Here is a 19,665-nt window from a genome sequence, read left to right as displayed (position 1 = left end):
GTCGGGGCCTTGGGTCAAAACTTACGCCGATGGGCTCGCCCACAGAAATTCATTGCGGCAGTAGCGACTATCACGGTCATCGATAATTGGAAGGTGCAGCGCTGGCGGCCTCTGTAGGAGCTTTAGCCGCGCACACCGGCGAAGCCGGTGCCTGACACCGCGTCGATTGCTTCGCGGCTGAAGCCGCTCCTACAGGAATTTGAGGTCCGAGGGTGCTGGCTGGGCAAACTTCTGCACGGTGTCGCCGAGCTTGCCGCTACGCGGATCCCGGTGCATGACGACAATCTGGTTGCTCTTCTGGTTGGCCACCAGCAAGAAGTTGCCGCTGGGGTCCAGGGCGAACTCACGAGGATGGTCGCCCTCCACCGAACGCCGCTGCAACACGCTGAGCTGACCATCGTCCTTGCCCACGGCATACACCACGATCTCATTGGCCGTACCGCGATTGCTCACATAGAGGAAACGGCCATCGGCCGACAGGTGCAAGCCGCCAGCGGCCTTGGCCGCAACGTCCTTGAGCTCGGTCAGCGGCAGGCGCTGGCGTTCGACCAAGGCGCCGTCCTGTACATCGAACACCACCACTTCGGCGCTCATCTCCAGAGTCAGATAGGCATGCCGCCCCTTGGCGTCGAACAGCAAGTGCCGAGGCCCGCTGCCGGGTGGCAGGCTGACCGAGGCCGGGATCGCCGGGCTCAGCGGATGCTCGGTGCTGGCGCCATCGTAGCGGTAGATGAATACCTTGTCCGCGCCCAGGTCGCAGGCGTAGAGGTGACGCCCATCGGGTGACGGCACCAGAGAATGCACATGGGCACCGGCCTGGCGCTCGGGGTTCACGCCACTGGGCTTGTGCCGTTCCTGCTGCACTGCCGGCTTGAGCTTGCCGTCCTTCGCCACCGGGATCACCACCAGGCTGCCACCCGGGTCGGGGGCGACGGCGTAATTGGCGACGAACAGGTAGCGCTGGTCGTGACTTAGGCTGGCGTGGGTCGGCTCGTCGCCCTGGCTGGGCACCTGGTTCAGCGGCTTGATCTCGCCTTTCTTGCTCAGCGAGAAGCTGCTGGCATGGCCCTGCGGCGTTTCGTTGACCGCGAACAGCAGGCGCTGGTCGGCTGACAGCACCAACCATGAGGGGCTGACGCTCTTGACCACTTGCTGTGGCTGAGTGGCGATCTGGCCAGCGCGCTCATCGAAATCGTAGCGATAGATTCCCTGGCTGCCGCCATCGGTATAGCTGCCCACCAACAAAGTCGCTGCATGGGCGTCGATCATCAGGGTCATCAGGCTAGCGGTCAGCAGGCGCGTCCATTTCCAGTTCATCGTCTTCTTCATCCGGGGCGCGAAAGGCACTCATACAGACTAGACGATGCTCGCCGTCGGCACTGCTCAGGGTCCAGTCATCACCCGCGCCCATGGCGGCAGCGACCTGGTCGGGGGTGAAAGCCCAGCGGCGCAACTGGCGGCCGTCCATGCATTCGATGGTCAGGCCGGTTTCGTCGAAGGTGAAGTCGAAAGCGTGCAGGCCGTCGATCAGGAGCATGTCACAGGATTCGAGGGCAGTGGCGAGGGTCATGGGGGCACCTGGGGAACAAAAGGTGGCCATTATAGCCGGGTTCGCCGGCAAGCCGGCCCCTACAATGACCCGTAGGAGCCGACCGCAAACCTTCAATGGGCGAAGATCGAGCCGCCCTCCTTGCCCGCCAGCTTGCCCGGCTTGATCAGGAACCGTGCCAGCGCCGGCAGCAGCCACAAGGCGCCGAACATGTTCCACAGCAACATGAAGGTCAGCATCAGGCCCATGTCGGCCTGGAACTTGATGGCCGAGAAGATCCAGGTGCACACGCCGATGGCCAGGCACAGGCCGGTGAACAGTACCGCCTTGCCGGTGGAGCGCAGGGTCTCGTAGTAGGCCTCCTGCAACGGCAGGCCGGCACGCAGGAAGCTTTCCAGGCGGCTGTAGATGTAGATGCCGTAGTCCACGCCGATGCCCACGCCCAGCGCCACCACCGGCAAGGTGGCGACCTTGACGCCGATGCCCATGAACGCCATCAGTGCGTTGCCCAGCACCGAAGTCAGCACCAGCGGCAGGACGATGCACAAGGTCGCGGCGAAGGAGCGGAAAGTGATCATGCACATCACCGCCACGCAGATGTAGACAAGGATGAGGATGGTCAGCTCGGCCGACTTGATCACCTCGTTGGTGGCCGCCTCGATGCCGGCGTTACCTGCCGCCAGGAGGAATTGCAGCCCTTCCTTGTTGTGGCTGTCGGCAAAGGCCTTGGCTGCCGCGGTGACCCGCTCCAGGGTTTCGGCCTTGTGGTCGTTGAGAAACACCAGTACCGGCGCCAGCGAACAGTCGGCGTTGTACAGGCCGTCGGCGCGGGCGATGGAGTTGTTGAGGATGTCCGGGTTGCGCGACAGCGTCTCCCATTTCAGGCTGCCCTCGTTCATGCCCTTGATGACCTGCTTCGACACGGTCACCAGGGAGATGGTCGACTGCACCCCGGGGGTGTTGTCCATGGTCCACATCAACTCGTCGATCGGTGCCATGGTCGAGTGGATCGAGCACTGCTCGGCCGGGGTCTTGACCATGATCACCAGTACGTCGGAGCTGGTGGAGTAGTTGTTGATGATGAAGCTGTTGTCCTGGTTGTAGCGCGAGTCCGGGCGCAGCTCCGGCGCGCCCTGGTCGAGGTCGCCGATCTTCAGGTTCTGGCTGTACCAGAAGCCGCCGGCGAAGGCCAGCAGGGCCAGCACCACCGACACCGGCGCCACTTTGGGGCTGGCGAAATTGGCCAGCAGGCGCCAGAACGGATGCTCGCGGGTGGCGTCTTTCTTGCTGCGGGCGATGGCCTTCTGGCTGATGCCGACATAGCTGATCGCCACGGGCAGCAGGATCAGGTTGGTGAAGACAATCACGGCCACGCCGATCGAGGCGCCGATGGCCAGCTCGCGGATCACCCCGATGTCGATGATCAACAGGGTGATGAAGCCGACGGCGTCGGCGAGGATGGCGATCATCCCCGGCAGGAACAACTGGCGGAACGTACGCCGCGCGGCGGTCAGGGCGTTGTCGGCGTCACTCGATTGCAGGGCGATGCCGTTGATTTTCTGCACCCCGTGGGAGATGCCGATGGCGAAGATCAGGAACGGCACCAGCATCGAGTACGGATCAAGCCCGAAGCCCACCGCGTGCATCAGCCCCAACTGCCAGACCACCGCCACCAGGGTGGTGATGAGCACGGCGATGGTGCTGCGGATGCACCAGGTGAACCAGTACAGCAGCGCCCAGGTGATCACCAGGGCCACGCCGAAGAACATCGCCACCATCACCAGGCCGTCGATCAGGTCGCCGACCTTTTTCGCGAAGCCGACGATGTGGATCTTCACGTTCGGGTTCTGCGCCTGGAACTTGTCGCGGATCTTCTCTTCCAGCTGGTGGGAGAACTGCTGGTAGTCGAGCTTGACCTGCTTGCCCGGGTCCTGCGGGTCGGGAAAGCTTTCCAGCAGCGGGATGTCGACGATGCTCGACTTGAAGTTGTTGGCCACCAGGCGCCCGACCTGGCCCGACTTGAGCACGTTGTCGCGCAGCGTGTCGAGGCTGTCCTGCGAGCCGTTGTAGGTGTTGGGGATCACCTCGCCGCCGGAGAAGCCCTCTTCGGTGACCTCGCTCCAGCGCACGCTGGGGCTCCACAACGACTTGAGGGCGGCACGGTCGACGCCGGGGATGTAGAACACCTCGTCGTGGATCTGGCGCAGTGTCTCCATGTAGTCCTTGTCGAAGATGTCACCGTTGACCGCCTCCACCGACACTCGCACGGTGTTGCCGAGGTTGGCCAGGTCGTTGCGGTGCTCGAGCATCTGTTCGATGAACGGGTGCTGCAGCGGGATCATCTTCTCGAAGCTGGTGGAGGGGCGGATCTGCGTGGCCTGCCAGAACAGGAAGATACTCACCAGCAGGCAGAGGGCGATGACCACGGGGCGGTTGTTGAAGATCAGGCGCTCGAGCAGCGTGGCCTTGTCCTTGTGGTGCTGCTGGTGCATGTCGATGCTCTCCCGGCTAGTCATGGGCGCACCTCCCCGGTGCCATCGGCCGAGGCCAGGTGCACGCCACCCTGCCCGACCAGCAGCAGGCCACCACCGGCCAGGCCACTGACCCCGGCCAGGGCGATGCGATCGGCGCGGTTACGCACGCTGAAGGTCTGCCCGTCGTCATGACTGCGCAGCACGCTGCCGCCATTGCCGACCAGCACCAGGCTACCGTCTGCAAGAAGCGTAGCGCTTGCCAGGCCGAATTCGAGCGGGCCGCGTTCGGCCTGCAGTTCGATCGGTTGCCAGGTGTCGCCAAAGTCGGTGGAGCGGAACAGGTTGCCACGCAGGCCGTAAGCCAGCAGGGTGTTGGGCTGTGCGGTGCCGATCACGCCGAACAGCGAGCCCTCGTAGGGGCCTTCGACTTTCGACCAGCTCTGGCCGTTGTCGCTGGAGCGGAACATGCTGCCCTGCTCGCCGACGATGAACAGGCCGGCGTCCTTCACCGTGGTGATGGCGTTGAGGTGCAGTTGGTCAGGGTTGTCCAGGCGCTCGGCGACGTCCTGCCAGCGCTGGCCACCGTCGAGGGTTTCGAGCAAGGCGCCATAGGCGCCGACGGCGAAACCGTGCTGCGGGTCGAGGAAACGTACGTCGAGCAGCGGGGCTTCGCGGGAGAGGTCTTCGAACTGCTTGCTCCAGGTCGCGCCGCCATCGATGCTGGCGAGGATCTGCGCATCGTGGCCGACGGCCCAGCCGCGCTTGTCGTCGAGGAAGAACACCGCGGTGAGCAGTTGCCGGGTGGGTACCCGAGCTTGCGTCCAGGTCTTGCCCTGGTCGTCGGAGAACAGGATATGGCCGCGATCACCGACCACCACCAGGCGCTGGCCTGCGTGGGTGGCGCCGATCAGCAGGCTCTGGCTGGCCTTGGGCGACTCGGTCGAGTATTGCTCGGCGGCCACTGCCGCCAGGGCGTTGCCTGCCCCGATACCCAGCGCCAGTGCCAGCATCGCGCCAGCTGCCAGCGTATGGCGAACCGTTGTCCGCTCTCTCATGACTGCCCCCTGTTGTGTTCTTGTGGTGGGTCAATCTATTGCCAGGTACTGCGAAAACCCTGTTCCAGAGCCCCGGAATAGCTTCGGGCCATGCTATCGGGATTGTCCGACAGAACACAACGAGCGGGACGTTATGTTTTGTTAACCACCCAAAGCATCGCGGGGCAAGCCCGCTCCCACGCCGTCACGAATGTGGCGTGGGAGCGGGCTTGCCCCGCGATTGCATTGGGCCCGGTTTACGCCAGGCTCTTGCTCACCACCTCATACACATCGCTGGACAGCGCCCCGGAAGCGAGAATCCGCTCCAGCTCGCCCTTCATCAGCGCCTGACGCTTGTCGTCGTACTTGCGCCAGCGGGTCAGCGGCGCCAGTTGGCGCGAAGCAATCTGCGGGTTAAGCGCATTGAGCTCGATCACCAGGTCCGCCAGGAAGCGGTAGCCCGAACCGTCGACGGCATGGAAGTTGACCAGGTTCTGCCCGGCGAAGGCACCGACCAGTGCCCGCACCTTGTTCGGGTTCTTCAAGGTGAAGGCCGGGTGCTGCATCAGCGCCTTGACCCGCGCCAGCCCACCCGGCAGCGCGCTGGCCGCCTGCACGCTGAACCACTGGTCCATGACCAGCGGATTGTCCTTGAAGTGCTCGGCGAAAGTTTCCAGGGCCCTGGCGCGTTCGGCCTCGAACGGCGAGTTGACCAGCACCGCCAGGGCGGTCAGGCGTTCGGTCATGTTGTCGCACTGCTCGAACTGCTCCAGGGCCGCTTCCAGCACCTGCGGCTTGCCGCTCTGCATCAGGTACGACAGGGCGATGTTCTGCAGGCTGCGACGGGCGAAGTGCTCGGCCGCGGCGACATAAGGGGTGTTGCGCGACACCTCGCGGTGCGCCTGGTAGCGCGCCCACAGGCCATCGAACAGCTGCGCGGCGATCTGCTGGCGGGCGAACTCGCGGGCGGCGTGGATGGCATCGACGTCGGCCACCTGGCTGATCTCGGTGAGGTAAGCCTCGCCCGGCAGCGACAGCATCTCGGCAACCATGGCGGCGTCCAGCGACTCATTGGCCAGAACAGTGCCCAGGGCGGTGATCAGGCGCTGATCGAGTTGCAGCGCTTCGCCACGCTGGTGCTGGCCGATCAGTTCCTGCAGCACTTGCACCGACAGCTGCTGGCCGGCTTCCCAGCGGTTGAAGCCGTCGCTGTCGTGCTGCATGAGGAACATCAGCTGGTCGCGGTCGTACGGGAAGCTGAGCTTGACCGGCGCACTGAAGCCGCGCAGCAGCGACGGCAGTGGCTTGGCGGTGATGTCTTCGAAGGTGAAAGTCTGCTCGGCCTCGGTCACCGACAACACCCGCGAAGTGCCGACGGCCTGCGCTTCGCCGGCCAGGCGCAGTGGCAGGTCGTTGCCCTGGGCGTCCAGCAGGCCCAGTGCCACCGGGATAACGAATGGCAGCTTCTCGACCTTGTCCGGGGTTGGCGGGCAGCTCTGGCGGAAGGTCAGGCTGTAGGTCTGCGCGGCGGCGTCAAACTGCTCGCTGACCTCCAGGCGCGGCGTGCCGGCCTGGCTGTACCAGCGCTTGAACTGGGTCAGGTCTACACCGTTGGCGTCTTCCATGGCCTTGATGAAATCGTCAGTGGTCACCGCCTGGCCATCGTGACGCTCGAAATACAGGTCGCTGCCCTTGCGGAAGCCATCGGCGCCCAGCAGGGTGTGGACCATGCCCACCACCTCCGCGCCCTTCTCGTACACGGTCAAGGTGTAGAAGTTGGAGATCTCGATGAAGCTGTCCGGGCGTACCGGGTGGGCCATGGGGCCGGCATCCTCGGCGAACTGGTGGGTGCGCAGGTAGGCGACGTCCTCGATGCGCTTGACCGTGCGCGAGTTCATGTCGGCGCTGAACTCGGCATCGCGGTACACCGTGAAGCCTTCCTTGAGCGACAGCTGGAACCAGTCGCGGCAGGTCACGCGGTTGCCCGACCAGTTGTGGAAGTACTCGTGGGCGACCACGCCCTCGACCCGCTGATGAGCGGCGTCGGTGGCGGTCTCGGCGCGGGCCAGCACGCAACTGGAGTTGAAGATGTTCAGGCCCTTGTTTTCCATGGCGCCCATGTTGAAGTCGTTGACCGCGACGATCATGAAGATGTCCAGGTCGTACTCGCGACCATAGACTTCCTCGTCCCAGCGCATCGACTTCTTCAGGCTGACCATGGCGTGGTCGCACTTGTCGAGGTTTTCCTCCTCGACATAGATGCGCAGGGTCACGTCACGGCCAGACTGGCGGTTGAACTCGCTCTCGACGCACCACAGATCACCGGCCACCAGGGCGAACAGGTAGGCCGGCTTCTTGAACGGGTCTTCCCAGGTCGCCCAGTGGCGGCCGTTCTCGGCCGGGCCATCACCCACCGGGTTGCCGTTCGACAGCAGCACCGGGTAGCGATGCTGCTCGGCGATCACCGTGGTGGTGAAGGTGCTCATCACGTCCGGGCGGTCGAGGTAGTAGGTAATCTTGCGGAAGCCCTCTGCCTCGCACTGGGTGCAGAACATCTTGCCAGACTTGTACAGGCCCTCCAGCGCGGTGTTGCTTTCCGGGTGAATCTTCACGCTGGTGTCGAGGGTGAAGCGCTCGGCCTTGGGCTGCACGGTGAGGCTGTCGTCATCGAGCTGGTAGTCGTTGGCGTCCAGCGCCTGGTCGTCCAGCTGCACGCTCAACAGCTCCAGGTGCTGGCCATCGAGCACCAGCGGCGGCAGGCCGGCGCCGCGCTCGGGGTTGCGGCGCATGACCAACTGCGCATGCACCAGCGTGTGGTCCTCGAACAGTTCGAAGGTCAGGTGGGTCTCGTCGATCAGGTACTCGGGAGCCTGATAGTCCTTGAGGTAGATCACTTGCGGTTGTTCAGTACGCATGGTGACGATCCTTTACTGGAGCACGGCCAGTTGATAGGCCGTGTACTTGCGAATGTTGATCACGCCGGTATCGAAGATCAGGTACTGGCCCTTGATGCCCAGCAGCGTACCCTCCACGACCGGGTCCTTGTCGAGGTTGAAGCTGACGATCTTTTTCGGGTAGGTCTCGACCGGGTAGCGCATCTGCACCACTTCGGCGTCGGGCAGCGGCTGGATGGCCTGCAGCCCAAAGCGCGCCTGCAGGCCACCGATGCCGTCGGCGCAGGCGTCGAAGATCTGTTCGCGGATGGCCGGCAGGTCGAGCACCTCGGCGTCGCCCTTGAGCAGCGCGCGCCAGTTGGTGCGGTCCGGCACCTGGCTGCGCAGCACGTCCTCGACCAGCCCGGATTGCTGACGGGTGGCCACGCGCATGATCGGCAGCGCCTGAATGGCGCCCTGGTCGAGCCAGCGAGTGGGCAGTTGCGTGGCGCGGGTGATGCCGACCTTGATGCCTGACGAGTTGGCCAGGTACACCACGTGGTCGGTCATGCAGAACTGCTCGCCCCACGACGGCTCGCGGCAGGTGCCGGCGTCGTAGTGGCAGCGCTCCGGGGCCATGATGCACACGTCGCACTGGGCCAGCTTGGTCATGCACGGGTAGCAGTACCCCTGGCTGAAGCTGGTCTTGGTGCGCTTGCCGCAATGCGTGCAGTGAATGGCGCCGAGGTATTCCAGGCGGATCGACTGGCCGATCAGCGGGTTGACCGGCAGCTCGGTGTCATCCAGGCGGAAACTGTATTGAACGACCGGTGCGTCCAGACGCACCGCCATCTTGCTCAGAGAGCCACGAGCGAGTTCGATCAATGTACCGAGTCCGACTTGAACAGAATGTTGGCAATCGGCGCGGACTTCGAGGCGCATTCCTGCGGGCCCATGTAGCCGGTGCGCTGCTCTTCGGGGAGGTTTTTCATCTCCCAGGCGATCACCGCCTGCAACGACAGCTCTTTCTGTTCAGCCGTCAGTTTGCGGCCGTCGGACCATTTGCCGATTTCCACGGCCGTCTTCAGGCTCTCGTAGATCTCGGGGGTGATGTTTTCGATCATTTGCGCGAACGTGGACATGGGGTCTCCTCAGTCAGGCCGACAGTCTACGCCTGGCAAGCGCGCCACCCAAGAGGCCCGTCAGGCATCCGATGAGCAACCCGCCGACATGGGCGGCGTTGGCGATCTGGCCGAAACCCAGTTGGCCGACCACGCCGCTCAGGCAGATCAGCAACCAGACCAGCATCATCACCAGCACGCCCTTGGGCAGGCTGAACTGCGGATTGGGCGCCAGCCACTGGTACAGCCAGACATGCCCGAGCAAGCCGTAGAGCACACCGGAGAGGCCACCGAACAAGCTCGGGCCGCTGCTGAAATGCTGGGCCAGGTTGGACACCAGGCTGAACAGCAGGGTCAGCATCAGCAGCACCCACGGCCCCTGGCGCAGTTCGATACGCTTGCCCAGTTCCCAGTACCACAAGCCGTTCATCGCCAGGTGCAGCACGCCGAAGTGCAGCAGCATCGGCGACACCAGGCGCCACCACTGGCCTTCGGCCAGGGCCTGGGGCAATGAGGTGAAGTAGATGTAGTCCCCCTGCACCTGGAACGGCAGGAAAGTGAACCAGCCAATGGTCGTGAGGTTGTCACCCAGGCTGGTCAGGCCGGCCACTACCAGGCTCAGGAACAGGACGGTGGCGGTGACCTTGCAGGCGCGGGCCTGCTCCTTGAGGGAGGGCGCCGTGGGTGTGCTCGCCTGCAAGTCAGTGGCCACGGGAAGTTCCACATCGGCGTTGCCGTCGGGGAAGCGCTGGTACAGCTGGCGCACGTCGTCGGCCATGGCGGGGGGCGCCCAGAGCACCTGCTCCTCGCCCTCCTCCACCACCCGGTGCGGTACTTGCAGACGACGCAGCAGGGCAACGAAACCGCTGAGATCGACCTTCAACGGCAAGCGTAGTACTTCAATCACATTCATTGACTGGCCTGCGGGCGTTCGACATCGACCCAGACGAACTTGTGCGGGTCGATGCGGGTTTCGTCATCCAGCCGGTAGGCGGCCAGCTTGCCGTACAGCACCGCGCTGTAGTCGAGGCAGGCCAGGTTGTCGCGGATCGGCGCCGGCCGGCCGCTGCGCCAGTAATGACCGACGAACAGCAACGGCTCGTCTTCGGCGTAGCGCAGCAGGGCATTCTTCTGGCTGTGGCTGAGCGGCGTGCGGGCCACCTCGTCTGGTAGCGCATCGGGCTGGAACACGATGTCACCGTAGGTTTGCGGGTCTTCTTCCCAGAACTTGGTGCGGAAGAAGGCGCGGGTCAGGCCGTCGCCACCGGTGAGCGTCAGGCCGTCCGGCAGGCGCATGTCGGTGCCGCGCAGCAGGCGATTGCACACCGTGGCGGCGAAACTGCCGGACACCGCCGAGGCCTGGACGAAATGCTCGTCGATTCGCCCGTCACGATACTGCTGGCGCAACGGCTCGATCAACTGGTGGTCCCAACAGGCGTGCACCAACCGGAAGCGCCCGGCGTCGACGAACAGCGGCAGCTCGTAGAACCACTGGATGAAGTCGTGCCAGTCGCCAGGATGGTGGGCGAACTGAGTGAGGGTTTCGTCGATCAGGCGCGCATGGCGCGGCGTGTGCTCGCGGACGAACGCCTTGCCGCTGCCGGGCAGCGCCGGGGTGACCCAGCCCAAAGCGTTGTATTCATGGTTGCCCATGATGCAGAAGGCCTGGCCGGCCTCGACCATGTCGTGGACGATATGCAGCGCTTCGCGGATCCGCGGGCCGCGGTCGACGATATCGCCAAGGAACAGCGCCTGGCGCCGCGGATGCCGCCATACGCCCGCCACCCGCTTGTAGCCCAGCGCATCGAGCAGGCGTTCGAGGGTGAGCGCACAACCATGCACGTCGCCGATGATGTCGAAACTGCGCGCCGGATCGAGCATCAGTCGTCCCTGCCTCCCAGGCGGCTGCCCCAGCCGAGCTTGGTGCGGCAGACCTCGTAGTAATTGTGGTCCAGCGGATGGATCAGGCGCAGCTTCTGCGGCTTCTTGCTCACCGTGATGGTGTCACCGGGGGCGCAGGTGAAGTGGTTCTGGCCGTCACAGGAGACCTGCGGGTAGATCTGCAGGTCCTTGGACACCACGATCTTCAGCTCGCTGTTGCCGTCCACCACGATCGGCCGGCCCGACAGCGTGTGGGGGTACATGGGTACGATGACGATGGCGTCGAGCTTGGGGTGCATGATCGGGCCGCCGGCGGACAGCGCATAGGCGGTGGAGCCGGTGGGGGTGGCGACGATCAGGCCGTCGGCCTTCTGGCTGCAGACGAACTGCCCGTCGATGTAGATCTCGAACTCGATCATCCGCGTCGACTTGCCCGGGTGCAGCACCACGTCGTTGAGCGCATCGCCCTGGCCGATGGCCTCGTTGTGGCGGCGCACCTCGGCTTGCAGCAAAAAGCGGTTCTCGACCAGGTAGTGGCCGTCGAGCACCTCGGCGACCTTCTCCTCCAGCTCGTCGGGGCGGATGTCGGTGAGGAAGCCCAAGTTGCCGCGGTTGATCCCCAGCACCGGAATGTTGTGCCGGGCCAGGGCCCGAGCGGCGCCCAACAGGCTGCCGTCGCCGCCGACCACGATGACCAGGTCGCACACCTCGCCCAGCAGCTTGCGTGTCGAAGTCTGCAGGCCGTGGCCGGGCAACACTTCGGCGATGGTGTCCTCGAGAATCACGTGCAGGTGGCGCTCGAGGAGGAATTTTTTCAGTCGGCGAATGGTGTCGAGCACCTGGGAGCTGCCAAGGCGTCCGATGATACCGATATTGCGAAATTGCTCCATGGTGCTCCTGCGAGGCTCTGCGGCGGGGTGACAATGCCGCGATTATGGGCGAAAGGACCGGCCAGCGGCAAACCGGCTATGCTCGCAGGATGATGCCCTTCGCCGATCTGCAGCCCGTGCTCCGTCAACTGCGCCAGCCTGCCGTGCGCGACCTGGCGTGGGCGGTGCTGTCGCCGCCGCTGCTGGACGACGCCTGTGCCCCGCAACGCCACCCGCTGAGCGCCAGCGCCTGGGCCGATGACCCTGGCCAACTGGTCGACTGGCTGCGCGCGCTCGATCTTGCCCCCACGCCGCTGCTGGACTGGCTGTCGCGCCTGACCAGCCGACGCCTGGGGCTCTATTACGAGGCGTTGTGGCAATTCGCCTTGCACCACGCCCCGGCCATCGAACTGCTGGCGGCCAACCTGGCGATCCGCGATGGCGGGCGAACCCTGGGCGAGCTGGACATCGTGCTGCGCGACCGTGAAGGCGTTCATCACCTGGAGCTGGCGGTCAAACTCTACCTGGGGCCACCCAGCGGTGATGGCAGCGATCCGGACCAATGGCTTGGCCCCGGTTGCCACGACCGACTGGGAAGAAAGCTGGCACACCTGACGCAACATCAGTTACCCATGTCGAGCGGGACACAGAGTCATGCCGTGCTGGCTGGGCTGGGGCTGAACCAGGTGCAGGCTCACCTCTGGCTTGGCGGTTATCTGTTCTACCCACACGCGGGGTGCACGCGCGCGCCGGGCGGGTCAAATCCCGGACACCTGCGCGGTAGCTGGATGCGTCATGGCGAATGGAACGTCGCCGACAGCAGGTGCTGGCAACCCCTGTCCCGCCAGGCATGGTTGGCGCCGGCGCGACTCGAGGCGCAGGCATGCTGGAGCACGGAGCGCTTCGCTGCCTGGCGCGAAGGGTTGGCGCCCGATGCCCATGCCCACCTGCTGACCCGACTGGAGCAGCAGGCGCAAGGGCATTGGGAAGAGGTCGAACGGATATTTCTGGTGGCCGATGGCTGGCCTGACCTCCCCCCACGCTGAAACCGCCCCGCCGCCTCACTGACGGCGGGGCGTTCACGCATCAGGACGCTTCGGCCACCGGCTCAGGTGCCGGGCAATGGGCCTGGGCATCCTTCGGCCACAGCACCTGGCCTTTGCCGTCGACCACTTGCTCCGCGCCGCAAGGCAGGCGGTTGGTGTCGAACACCACGCTGCCATCCAGGCGATACAGGGCGCGCAGCGTGCGCACCGCGTCGTCGCCATTGCCCTCGACCCGATAGGCGAAGATCGCGCCACGCGCTTCGTCGACTACCACGTCCTGCCATTTGGCGGGCACCAGCAGCTTGCCATCCAGATCGTAGAGCGCGCGCACGGCATCCGACTTGCTGCCCTCGGCCGCCAGCAGGTGATGGCCGTCAGCAAGCAGCTTGAACGACACGAACTGCTCCGGCTTGACCAGCACCTTGCCCTTCTCGTCCATGAGGCCCACGGTGGCGGTCTCGTTCGGCATCCCCATGAACATCACGGTCTTCTTCGGCGATTTCAGCTCGGAGAAGGCATAGCGATTGGGCGCAACCAGGCCGATCTGCTGGTAGGTGGGCTGGAACACCACCTTGCCCTGGTCCAGGTCGATGGTCCCGTAGGTGGCGAGGAACATGTTCTGCAACTTGCCGATATGGTTGAAGCCCGGGCGATGGCCACTCATGCCGAGCAGGCCCATGCCGGCGTCGCCGATCGAATCGTACTCGGGCTGGATCAGCCATTTGCCGTCATGGCCGATCATGCCGGCCTTGCCACGGTCGTCCTCGGTGCGCTGCAACTGCACCATGCCACCCACCTTGCCGAAGGTCTCGCAGCTCTGGTACTGCGCCTCGATCACCACCTTGCCCTGGTAGTCCAGGTAGCCGCACGGTTTGTCGTAGCTGTCGCGGAAGGCCACCAGGCCACCGCCCGGCGTACCCAGCCAGCCCTTCTCGAGCGGGATCACCAGGTTGCCGGCGGCGTCCGCCAGGCCCTTGCCGGCAGCGCCCTCGCGGGAAACCACCAGGTGACCGTCGGCCGCGCTGACGATGGTGTCGAAGTCGAGCTTGCGCAGCACCTTGGTCTGCAGGTTGTAGCCCCAGTTCTCGCCCTGGCGCTCGGCCAGCACCCAATTGCCGCGCTTGGCGAAATCCTCGCGCACGTACATCGAGTCGAACACCGCCTCGCTGACCTTCTCGCCCTGGGGCGTGAGGATGCCACGCAGCTCGCCGATCTCGTAGACGATGAAATCGTTGTCGCCGCCGACATAGACAGTGTCGAAGATGGCCGGCTGGACATCCTTGCCCTGCTCGTCCATCACCCCGACCTTGCCATTGTGGTCATAGCCGAACAGGCCCGGGGTCAGGGTATACAGCGAGTCGGTGAGGTCGGCGCGGATCACCTGCTTGCCGTCGCCACTGGCCAGATGCCAGTAATCGCCGCGGCCGAAGATGAAGGCGTTGCTGAAGGGCTGGGTGTAGAGCTGGGTGAACTCGCTGCCCGGCGCGACACGGAAGGCGCCGTTCTGGTCCAGTACCGCGCATTCGTCGTTCACGCACAGCGGAATGGTCAGGGCGGCAATCGGTGGCGTCTTGACCGCCGGGGCTTGCTCGCAGCCGGCGAGCAGCAGGGACAGGGCGCCGAACAGCGCGGCCCGAGGGGTGGAGATGAGGTGTTTCATTGACACAGGATCCTTGTGCGATGGAAATCGGGTGCAGGCCCAAAGCCACCACCCAAGCCCGCTGTGTCGGCCACGCTTGATAGATCTGAAGCAAACAATTTTCCATTCCAACGATTAGAGTTAGGGGCAGGCGCCAGCAAGAGCGCCCATTCCGACCTGATGACGAGGACCCACCATGGTTTCATCCACTCCCGCGGCCCACTACGCACGGCTGTCGATCATCCTGCACTGGCTGATGCTGGTGCTGCTGGCAGCCGTGTACGCCTGCATCGAGCTGCGCGGCCTGTTCCCCAAGGGCAGCGCCGAGCGCGACCTGATGAAAGACCTGCACTTCATGCTTGGCCTGACCGTGTTCGTGCTGGTCTGGCTGCGCCTGGCCATGCGCCTGTCGCGCCCCACGCCACCGATCGTACCCAAGCCTCCGGCCTGGCAAACCGGCCTGTCGCACCTGGTGCACCTACTGCTGTACCTGATGATGATCGGCCTGCCGCTGGCCGGCTGGGCGATCCTCAGTGCCGCTGACAAGCCGATCCCGTTCTACGGCCTGGATCTGCCGGCGATCGTCGCGCCCGATCCGGACCTGGCCAAGTTCGTCAAGGGCTGGCACGAACGCATTGGCAGCTGGGGCTACTGGCTGATCGGGCTGCATGCCGTGGCCGGGCTGTATCACCACTATGTGCGGCGCGACAACACGCTGCTGCGCATGCTGCCTTACAAGTAACCGCGGCGCCCCTGCAGGCCACCGGTGTGCAGGAAGACCAGGCGGGTGCCGCGGCGAAAGCGCCCGGCCTCGACCTGGTCTCGCAGGGCCAATAACGCCTTGCCGGTGTAGAGGGCTTCCAATGGTATGCCGGCCAGACTTTCGGTTTCGTCGATGAATGCCAGCAGCGCGTCATCGATGCGAGCAAAACCACCCCGGCAGGCCTCATGCAACAGATAGCCCTCGCGGCCCGCCAATGCCATGACGGCCTCAGGCACCCCATGATCCAGTGGCACCGCAAGGGCGCCGTGGACTTCATGCTCACCGGCCTCCGCCAACACCAAGCCCGCCAGCGTGGTGCCGGTACCGGCCGCCAGCCACCAGGCGTCGTAATCCGTCCAGCCCAGCGTGGCCAATTGTGCCTTGCATTGCTCGACGATCAGTCGGCACCCCTGAGCGCCCGCCAGCCCGCCACCGCCTTCGGGGATACAGTGCCAGCCCGGATAGCCGGCTTGCCAGGGCTGCCAGAAGCCGGGGTCATGGCGGGCGCGGTAGCCAGCGAAACCCAGCCAGTGCAGCTCCATGCCCAGCGCCCTCAGGTCCCTCACTGTCGGCGTCTCCTGCGGATGCCCACGTAGCAGGCCGACGGTGGCGAAGCCGAAACGCTTGCCGGCTGCTGCCAGGGCGTGGAGGTGATTGGAGTGGCTGCCGCCCAGGCTGATCAAGCCCGGTGCTCCAGCCTCGCGGGCTTCAGCCAGATGGTGGCGCAGCTTGAACCATTTGTTGCCGCTGATCAGCGGGTCGATCAGGTCCAGGCGCAAGACGGCGAGCTCGACCTGGGCTTGCTGGAGCCAGGGCAGGTCGAGGCGCTGCAAAGGGGCTTGGGGAAGGGAGAACTCGGGCATGGCGCGAGTCTATCAGGCGCCCGGGCGGACGGATCGCGAAAAAGAATGGCACGGGCTACACGCAGTCCGCTGTAGGAGCGGCTTTAGCCGCGATGCAGGCAACGCGGTGCCTGGCACCCGCTTTGCGGGTGATCGCGGCTAAAGCTCCTACAGCGAATAGGCCAGGGCAGTCACCACAAGACAGGTGCTGCCCAAGCAATCACAACTCCGCGGCCAACCGCGAACCCTGGTTGATCGCCCGCTTGGCATCCAGCTCGGCCGCCACGTCGGCACCGCCGATCAAGTGCACCGACTGCCCGGCCGCCACCAGCCCTTCCTGCAGCTCGCGCAGCGGCTCCTGGCCGGCGCACACGACGATGTTGTCCACCGCCAGCAGTTGCGGCTCACCCTCATTGACGCGCACATGCAGCCCGGCATCGTCCACGCTCAGGTACTCGACGCTGTTGAGCATCTGCACGTGCTTGTTCTTCAGGCCGGTGCGGTGAATCCAGCCGGTGGTCTTGCCCAGGCCATCACCAACCTTCGATTTCTTGCGCTGCAGCAGGTACACCTGGCGCGCCGGCGCATGGGGCTCAGGCTTGATGCCCGCGACGCCACCACGGGCTTCCAGCTGCGTATCGATACCCCACTCTTTCCAGAACGCCTCGCGGTCCTGGCTGGTGGCCACGCCCTTGTGTACGAGGTACTCGGACACATCGAAGCCAATGCCGCCAGCGCCGATCACCGCCACCCGCTCACCCACCGGCTTGCGCTCCAGCAGCACGTCCAGGTAGCTGAGCACCTTTTTATTGTCGATGCCCGGGATCGCCGGGGTGCGCGGGGCGATGCCGGTGGCCAGGATGATCTCGTCGTATTCGCCGGCCACCAGCGCCGCCACATCGACCCGGGTGTTCAGGCGCAGGTCGACACCGGTGCTCTTCACCTTGTTGCGGAAGTAGCGCAGGGTTTCGAAGAACTCCTCCTTGCCCGGCACACGCTTGGCCACGTTGAATTGCCCGCCGATCTCGCTGCCAGCGTCGAACAGGGTCACCTCGTGACCACGCTCGGCGGCCACCGTGGCAGCCGCCAGGCCCGCCGGGCCGGCGCCGACCACGGCGATACGCTTCACCGTGCGCACCGGCACATAGTTGAGCTCGGTTTCATGGCAGGCACGCGGGTTGACCAGGCAACTGGTCAGCTTGCCACCGAAGGTGTGATCCAGGCAGGCCTGGTTGCAGCCGATGCAGGTGTTGATCTCATCGGCGCGGCCTTCGGCCGCCTTGTTGACGAAGTCCGGGTCGGCCAGGAACGGTCGCGCCATGGACACCATGTCGGCATCACCCTCGGCCAGCACCGCCTCGGCCACTTCCGGCGTGTTGATGCGGTTGGTGGTGATCAGCGGGATCTTCACCGCGCCGCGCAGTTTGGCGGTGACCTTGCTGAACGCCGCCCGCGGCACCTTGGTGGCGATGGTCGGGATGCGCGCCTCGTGCCAGCCGATACCGGTGTTGATCAGCGTGGCGCCCGCCTGCTCGACGGCCTTGGCCAGCAACTCGATCTCGTCCCAGGTGCTACCACCCTCGACCAGGTCGAGCATCGACAGGCGGAAGATAATGATGAAGTTCGGGCCCACGGCTTCGCGCACCTGGCGCACGATCTCCACTGCAAGGCGCATGCGGTTCTCGTAGCTGCCGCCCCAGCGGTCGGTACGGTGGTTGGTGTGGGCGGCGAGGAACTGGTTGATGAAGTAGCCTTCCGAGCCCATGATCTCGACGCCGTCGTAGCCGGCACGCTGGGCGAGACTGGCGCAGGTGACGAAGTCACGGATCTGCTTCTCGATGCCCTCCTCGTCCAGTTCCTTGGGCTTGAACGGGTTGATCGGCGCCTGGATGGCGCTTGGCGCCACCTGTTTCGGGCTGTAGGCATAGCGCCCGGCGTGGAGGATCTGCAGGCAGATCTTGCCCCCTGCAGCATGCACTGCCTCGGTGACGATGCGGTGCTTGTCAGACTCTTCTTCAGTACTCAGCTTGGCCGCGCCGGAGTAAACGCCGCCTTCATCGTTCGGCGCGATCCCCCCCGTGACCATCAGGCCGACACCGCCTCGGGCGCGCTCGGCGAAGTACGCCGCCATGCGCTCGAAGCCGCCTGGGCGCTCCTCCAGGCCAGTGTGCATCGAGCCCATCAGGGTGCGGTTGCGCAAAGTGGTAAACCCCAGGTCGAGGGGGGCCAGCAGGTGTGGGTAACGAGCGTTTGCCATGGAGGGGCTCCACAGTTGGCGTGATCACGGAATGCGGGCACCTCTTCCAGTCCGGCGGGGCCCGTCGTTTGTCTGAAGCCGACATTAAACAGGCGTTTGAACACGCTCAATGATCGAAACTGACAACTTATTGATCCTACTGCACAGCAGGCTTACCCTAGAGCACCTCATTCCTCATTGCGTAGAACCGCTCCATGGGAAAACTGCTTGCCAGCGCCCTGGCACTGGTTGTCATCGCCACGCTGTTCGGCTACGGCTTCTGGACCTCACAGCGTCCGGAAGGCCACTACCTTTCCGACCTGCGCATCGAACTGGCACTTGACCAGGGCGTGCCCAGGGACCAGGGCAACCTGCTGGGTGTCGAGCCACTGCTGTACCCGGGCGACTACCAGAACCTCGAGCGACTGCACCGCAAACTGTCCGCCTACCTGGAACAGGCCCGCGACAAGGGGCTGGTCAACGCCCGGACCGTGGTGGTACTGCCTGAGCACATCGGCACCTGGCTCTGGGCTCGAGGCGAAAAGAACGAGCTGTACCAGGTCACCCACCGCCGCGAAGCCTGGCAATGGCTGGAACTGAGCAACCCGCTGCGCTACGGCCTGGCGCTGCTTGAAGCCAGCGGCGATGATCGCCGCGGCGATGCGCACCTGCGCATGAAAGCGAAGCAGATGGCCAGCGACTACCAACAGCTGTTCGGCGGCCTCGCGCATGAATTCGGGGTCACCCTGGTTGCCGGTTCAATCGTGCTGCCCGCCCCCTATGTGAAAGACGGTCGGTTGCGCTCCGGTGATGGCCCGCTGTTCAACAGCAGCGTGGTCTTTGGCCGCGATGGCAGCGTGCTGGGGCAGCCCCAGCACCAGCAGTACCCAGACAGCGAAACTCGGCGTTACATCCATGACGGCCGCCAGCATCCCCTGCAAGTCGTGCAGACCCCTGCCGGACGCCTGGGCGTTCTGGTGGGCAGCGATAGCTGGTACCCCGCCAATCACCGGCGACTGGCTGAGCAGTCGGTGCAGTTGATTGCCAACCCGGTCTTCCTCAGTGGCCACCATCAATGGCAAGCGCCCTGGCGTGGCAACCGCCACCAGCCTGCTGCGGCGCAGTTGCCGCTGCAGCGCGGCCAGGTCAGCGAACAAGCCGCGTGGCAACAACTGACCCAAGCTGCCAGCAATGGCGTCACCAGCATGAGCGTTTTCCTGCGCGGCCAGTTCTGGGAGCTCAGTGGCGATGGTCAGGGCTTCGCCAACCAGGCCGGCATCCTCTGGGCGGGCAGCGCCAGCCAGGGTGCGCGCCTGCTGAACCTGTGGTTGTGACAAC

At 64.9% G+C, this 19,665-nt stretch carries 16 protein-coding genes; 3 read left to right on the top strand and 13 right to left on the bottom strand.

Annotated features, from left to right (window positions below; all coding sequences use genetic code 11):
• Nucleotides 1-189: 189 nt before the first annotated feature.
• The 10 genes from IM733_RS02135 to IM733_RS02090 form a co-directional block, all read right to left on the bottom strand.
• Nucleotides 190-1,317, bottom strand: a complete 1,128-nt coding sequence (locus IM733_RS02135) for a lactonase family protein (RefSeq protein ID WP_248919333.1) — start codon at nucleotides 1,315-1,317, stop codon at nucleotides 190-192.
• Entirely contained in the window at nucleotides 1,283-1,570 is a 288-nt protein-coding gene (locus tag IM733_RS02130) for a DUF5629 family protein (protein WP_248919332.1), read from the bottom strand. Before IM733_RS02130 ends, IM733_RS02135 begins: the two co-directional genes overlap by 35 nt.
• Nucleotides 1,571-1,662: 92 nt before the next feature.
• Nucleotides 1,663-4,047, bottom strand: a complete 2,385-nt coding sequence (locus IM733_RS02125; RefSeq protein ID WP_432760410.1) for an efflux RND transporter permease subunit — start codon at nucleotides 4,045-4,047, stop codon at nucleotides 1,663-1,665.
• Nucleotides 4,048-4,061: 14 nt separating this feature from the next.
• The gene (locus IM733_RS02120) at nucleotides 4,062-5,078 is read right to left on the bottom strand and encodes a WD40/YVTN/BNR-like repeat-containing protein (RefSeq protein ID WP_248919330.1); all 1,017 of its coding nucleotides are present in this window, start codon (nucleotides 5,076-5,078) and stop codon (nucleotides 4,062-4,064) included.
• A 236-nt stretch (nucleotides 5,079-5,314) separates the two neighbouring features.
• A complete protein-coding gene (gene pepN / locus IM733_RS02115; RefSeq protein ID WP_248919329.1) occupies nucleotides 5,315-7,972 on the bottom strand; it encodes an aminopeptidase N in 2,658 nt (885 codons plus the stop codon).
• 12 nt (nucleotides 7,973-7,984) lie between these two features.
• A complete protein-coding gene (locus tag IM733_RS02110) occupies nucleotides 7,985-8,815 on the bottom strand; it encodes a DUF2797 domain-containing protein (protein WP_248919328.1) in 831 nt (276 codons plus the stop codon).
• On the bottom strand, nucleotides 8,812-9,072 hold the full coding sequence (locus tag IM733_RS02105) for a YeaC family protein (RefSeq protein WP_011532970.1): 261 nt from the start codon (nucleotides 9,070-9,072) through the stop codon (nucleotides 8,812-8,814). Before IM733_RS02105 ends, IM733_RS02110 begins: the two co-directional genes overlap by 4 nt.
• A gap of 13 nt (nucleotides 9,073-9,085) precedes the next feature.
• Complete coding sequence (locus IM733_RS02100) at nucleotides 9,086-9,964, bottom strand: rhomboid family intramembrane serine protease (protein ID WP_248919327.1); 879 nt, start codon at nucleotides 9,962-9,964, stop codon at nucleotides 9,086-9,088.
• Nucleotides 9,961-10,932 carry a metallophosphoesterase gene (locus IM733_RS02095; RefSeq protein ID WP_248919326.1) on the bottom strand — a complete coding sequence of 324 codons (972 nt, stop codon included), beginning with the start codon at nucleotides 10,930-10,932 and terminating at the stop codon, nucleotides 9,961-9,963. Before IM733_RS02095 ends, IM733_RS02100 begins: the two co-directional genes overlap by 4 nt.
• On the bottom strand, nucleotides 10,932-11,822 hold the full coding sequence (locus IM733_RS02090; protein ID WP_011532967.1) for an NAD(+) kinase: 891 nt from the start codon (nucleotides 11,820-11,822) through the stop codon (nucleotides 10,932-10,934). The genes IM733_RS02095 and IM733_RS02090 overlap by 1 nt, the downstream gene beginning before the upstream one ends.
• A gap of 44 nt (nucleotides 11,823-11,866) precedes the next feature.
• On the opposite strand from IM733_RS02090, the gene IM733_RS02085 reads away from it, so the two are divergent.
• Entirely contained in the window at nucleotides 11,867-12,847 is a 981-nt protein-coding gene (locus IM733_RS02085) for a DUF1853 family protein (protein ID WP_248919325.1), read from the top strand.
• A 40-nt stretch (nucleotides 12,848-12,887) separates the two neighbouring features.
• Here IM733_RS02085 and IM733_RS02080 read toward each other — a convergent pair whose 3' ends face one another.
• Nucleotides 12,888-14,507 carry a WG repeat-containing protein gene (locus tag IM733_RS02080; RefSeq protein WP_248919324.1) on the bottom strand — a complete coding sequence of 540 codons (1,620 nt, stop codon included), beginning with the start codon at nucleotides 14,505-14,507 and terminating at the stop codon, nucleotides 12,888-12,890.
• 175 nt (nucleotides 14,508-14,682) lie between these two features.
• On the opposite strand from IM733_RS02080, the gene IM733_RS02075 reads away from it, so the two are divergent.
• Nucleotides 14,683-15,228 carry a cytochrome b gene (locus tag IM733_RS02075; protein WP_248919323.1) on the top strand — a complete coding sequence of 182 codons (546 nt, stop codon included), beginning with the start codon at nucleotides 14,683-14,685 and terminating at the stop codon, nucleotides 15,226-15,228.
• Here the strand turns inward: IM733_RS02075 and IM733_RS02070 are convergent.
• Nucleotides 15,219-16,112 carry a 1-aminocyclopropane-1-carboxylate deaminase/D-cysteine desulfhydrase gene (locus tag IM733_RS02070; protein WP_248919322.1) on the bottom strand — a complete coding sequence of 298 codons (894 nt, stop codon included), beginning with the start codon at nucleotides 16,110-16,112 and terminating at the stop codon, nucleotides 15,219-15,221. The two genes, IM733_RS02075 and IM733_RS02070, sit on opposite strands and share 10 nt — an antisense overlap.
• Nucleotides 16,113-16,311: 199 nt before the next feature.
• Complete coding sequence (locus IM733_RS02065) at nucleotides 16,312-18,348, bottom strand: NADPH-dependent 2,4-dienoyl-CoA reductase (protein ID WP_248919321.1); 2,037 nt, start codon at nucleotides 18,346-18,348, stop codon at nucleotides 16,312-16,314.
• A gap of 194 nt (nucleotides 18,349-18,542) precedes the next feature.
• Between IM733_RS02065 and IM733_RS02060 the strand changes: the two genes are divergently transcribed.
• Nucleotides 18,543-19,661 carry a nitrilase-related carbon-nitrogen hydrolase gene (locus IM733_RS02060; RefSeq protein WP_248919320.1) on the top strand — a complete coding sequence of 373 codons (1,119 nt, stop codon included), beginning with the start codon at nucleotides 18,543-18,545 and terminating at the stop codon, nucleotides 19,659-19,661.
• Nucleotides 19,662-19,665: the final 4 nt, after the last annotated feature.

Source organism: Pseudomonas entomophila, from assembly GCF_023277925.1.
Lineage (GTDB): Bacteria > Pseudomonadota > Gammaproteobacteria > Pseudomonadales > Pseudomonadaceae > Aquipseudomonas > Aquipseudomonas entomophila_D.
Note: the sequence above shows the minus strand (reverse complement) of the source record. Positions and strands in the feature narration are given on the sequence as shown.

Bases quoted from the DNA above. Each gene is read 5' to 3' on its own strand.
- IM733_RS02130 (WP_248919332.1), bottom strand. From the start codon at position 1,570: ATGACCCTCGCCACTGCCCTCGAATCCTGTGACATGCTCCTGATCGAC.
- IM733_RS02070 (WP_248919322.1), bottom strand. From the start codon at position 16,112: ATGCCCGAGTTCTCCCTTCCCCAAGCCCCTTTGCAGCGCCTCGACCTG.
- IM733_RS02100 (WP_248919327.1), bottom strand. From the start codon at position 9,964: ATGAATGTGATTGAAGTACTACGCTTGCCGTTGAAGGTCGATCTCAGC.
- IM733_RS02105 (WP_011532970.1), bottom strand. From the start codon at position 9,072: ATGTCCACGTTCGCGCAAATGATCGAAAACATCACCCCCGAGATCTAC.
- IM733_RS02065 (WP_248919321.1), bottom strand. From the start codon at position 18,348: ATGGCAAACGCTCGTTACCCACACCTGCTGGCCCCCCTCGACCTGGGG.
- IM733_RS02135 (WP_248919333.1), bottom strand. From the start codon at position 1,317: ATGAACTGGAAATGGACGCGCCTGCTGACCGCTAGCCTGATGACCCTG.
- IM733_RS02090 (WP_011532967.1), bottom strand. From the start codon at position 11,822: ATGGAGCAATTTCGCAATATCGGTATCATCGGACGCCTTGGCAGCTCC.
- IM733_RS02095 (WP_248919326.1), bottom strand. From the start codon at position 10,932: ATGCTCGATCCGGCGCGCAGTTTCGACATCATCGGCGACGTGCATGGT.
- IM733_RS02085 (WP_248919325.1), top strand. From the start codon at position 11,867: ATGGGCGAAAGGACCGGCCAGCGGCAAACCGGCTATGCTCGCAGGATG.
- IM733_RS02075 (WP_248919323.1), top strand. From the start codon at position 14,683: ATGGTTTCATCCACTCCCGCGGCCCACTACGCACGGCTGTCGATCATC.
- IM733_RS02060 (WP_248919320.1), top strand. From the start codon at position 18,543: ATGGGAAAACTGCTTGCCAGCGCCCTGGCACTGGTTGTCATCGCCACG.
- IM733_RS02080 (WP_248919324.1), bottom strand. From the start codon at position 14,507: ATGAAACACCTCATCTCCACCCCTCGGGCCGCGCTGTTCGGCGCCCTG.
- IM733_RS02120 (WP_248919330.1), bottom strand. From the start codon at position 5,078: ATGAGAGAGCGGACAACGGTTCGCCATACGCTGGCAGCTGGCGCGATG.
- pepN (WP_248919329.1), bottom strand. From the start codon at position 7,972: ATGCGTACTGAACAACCGCAAGTGATCTACCTCAAGGACTATCAGGCT.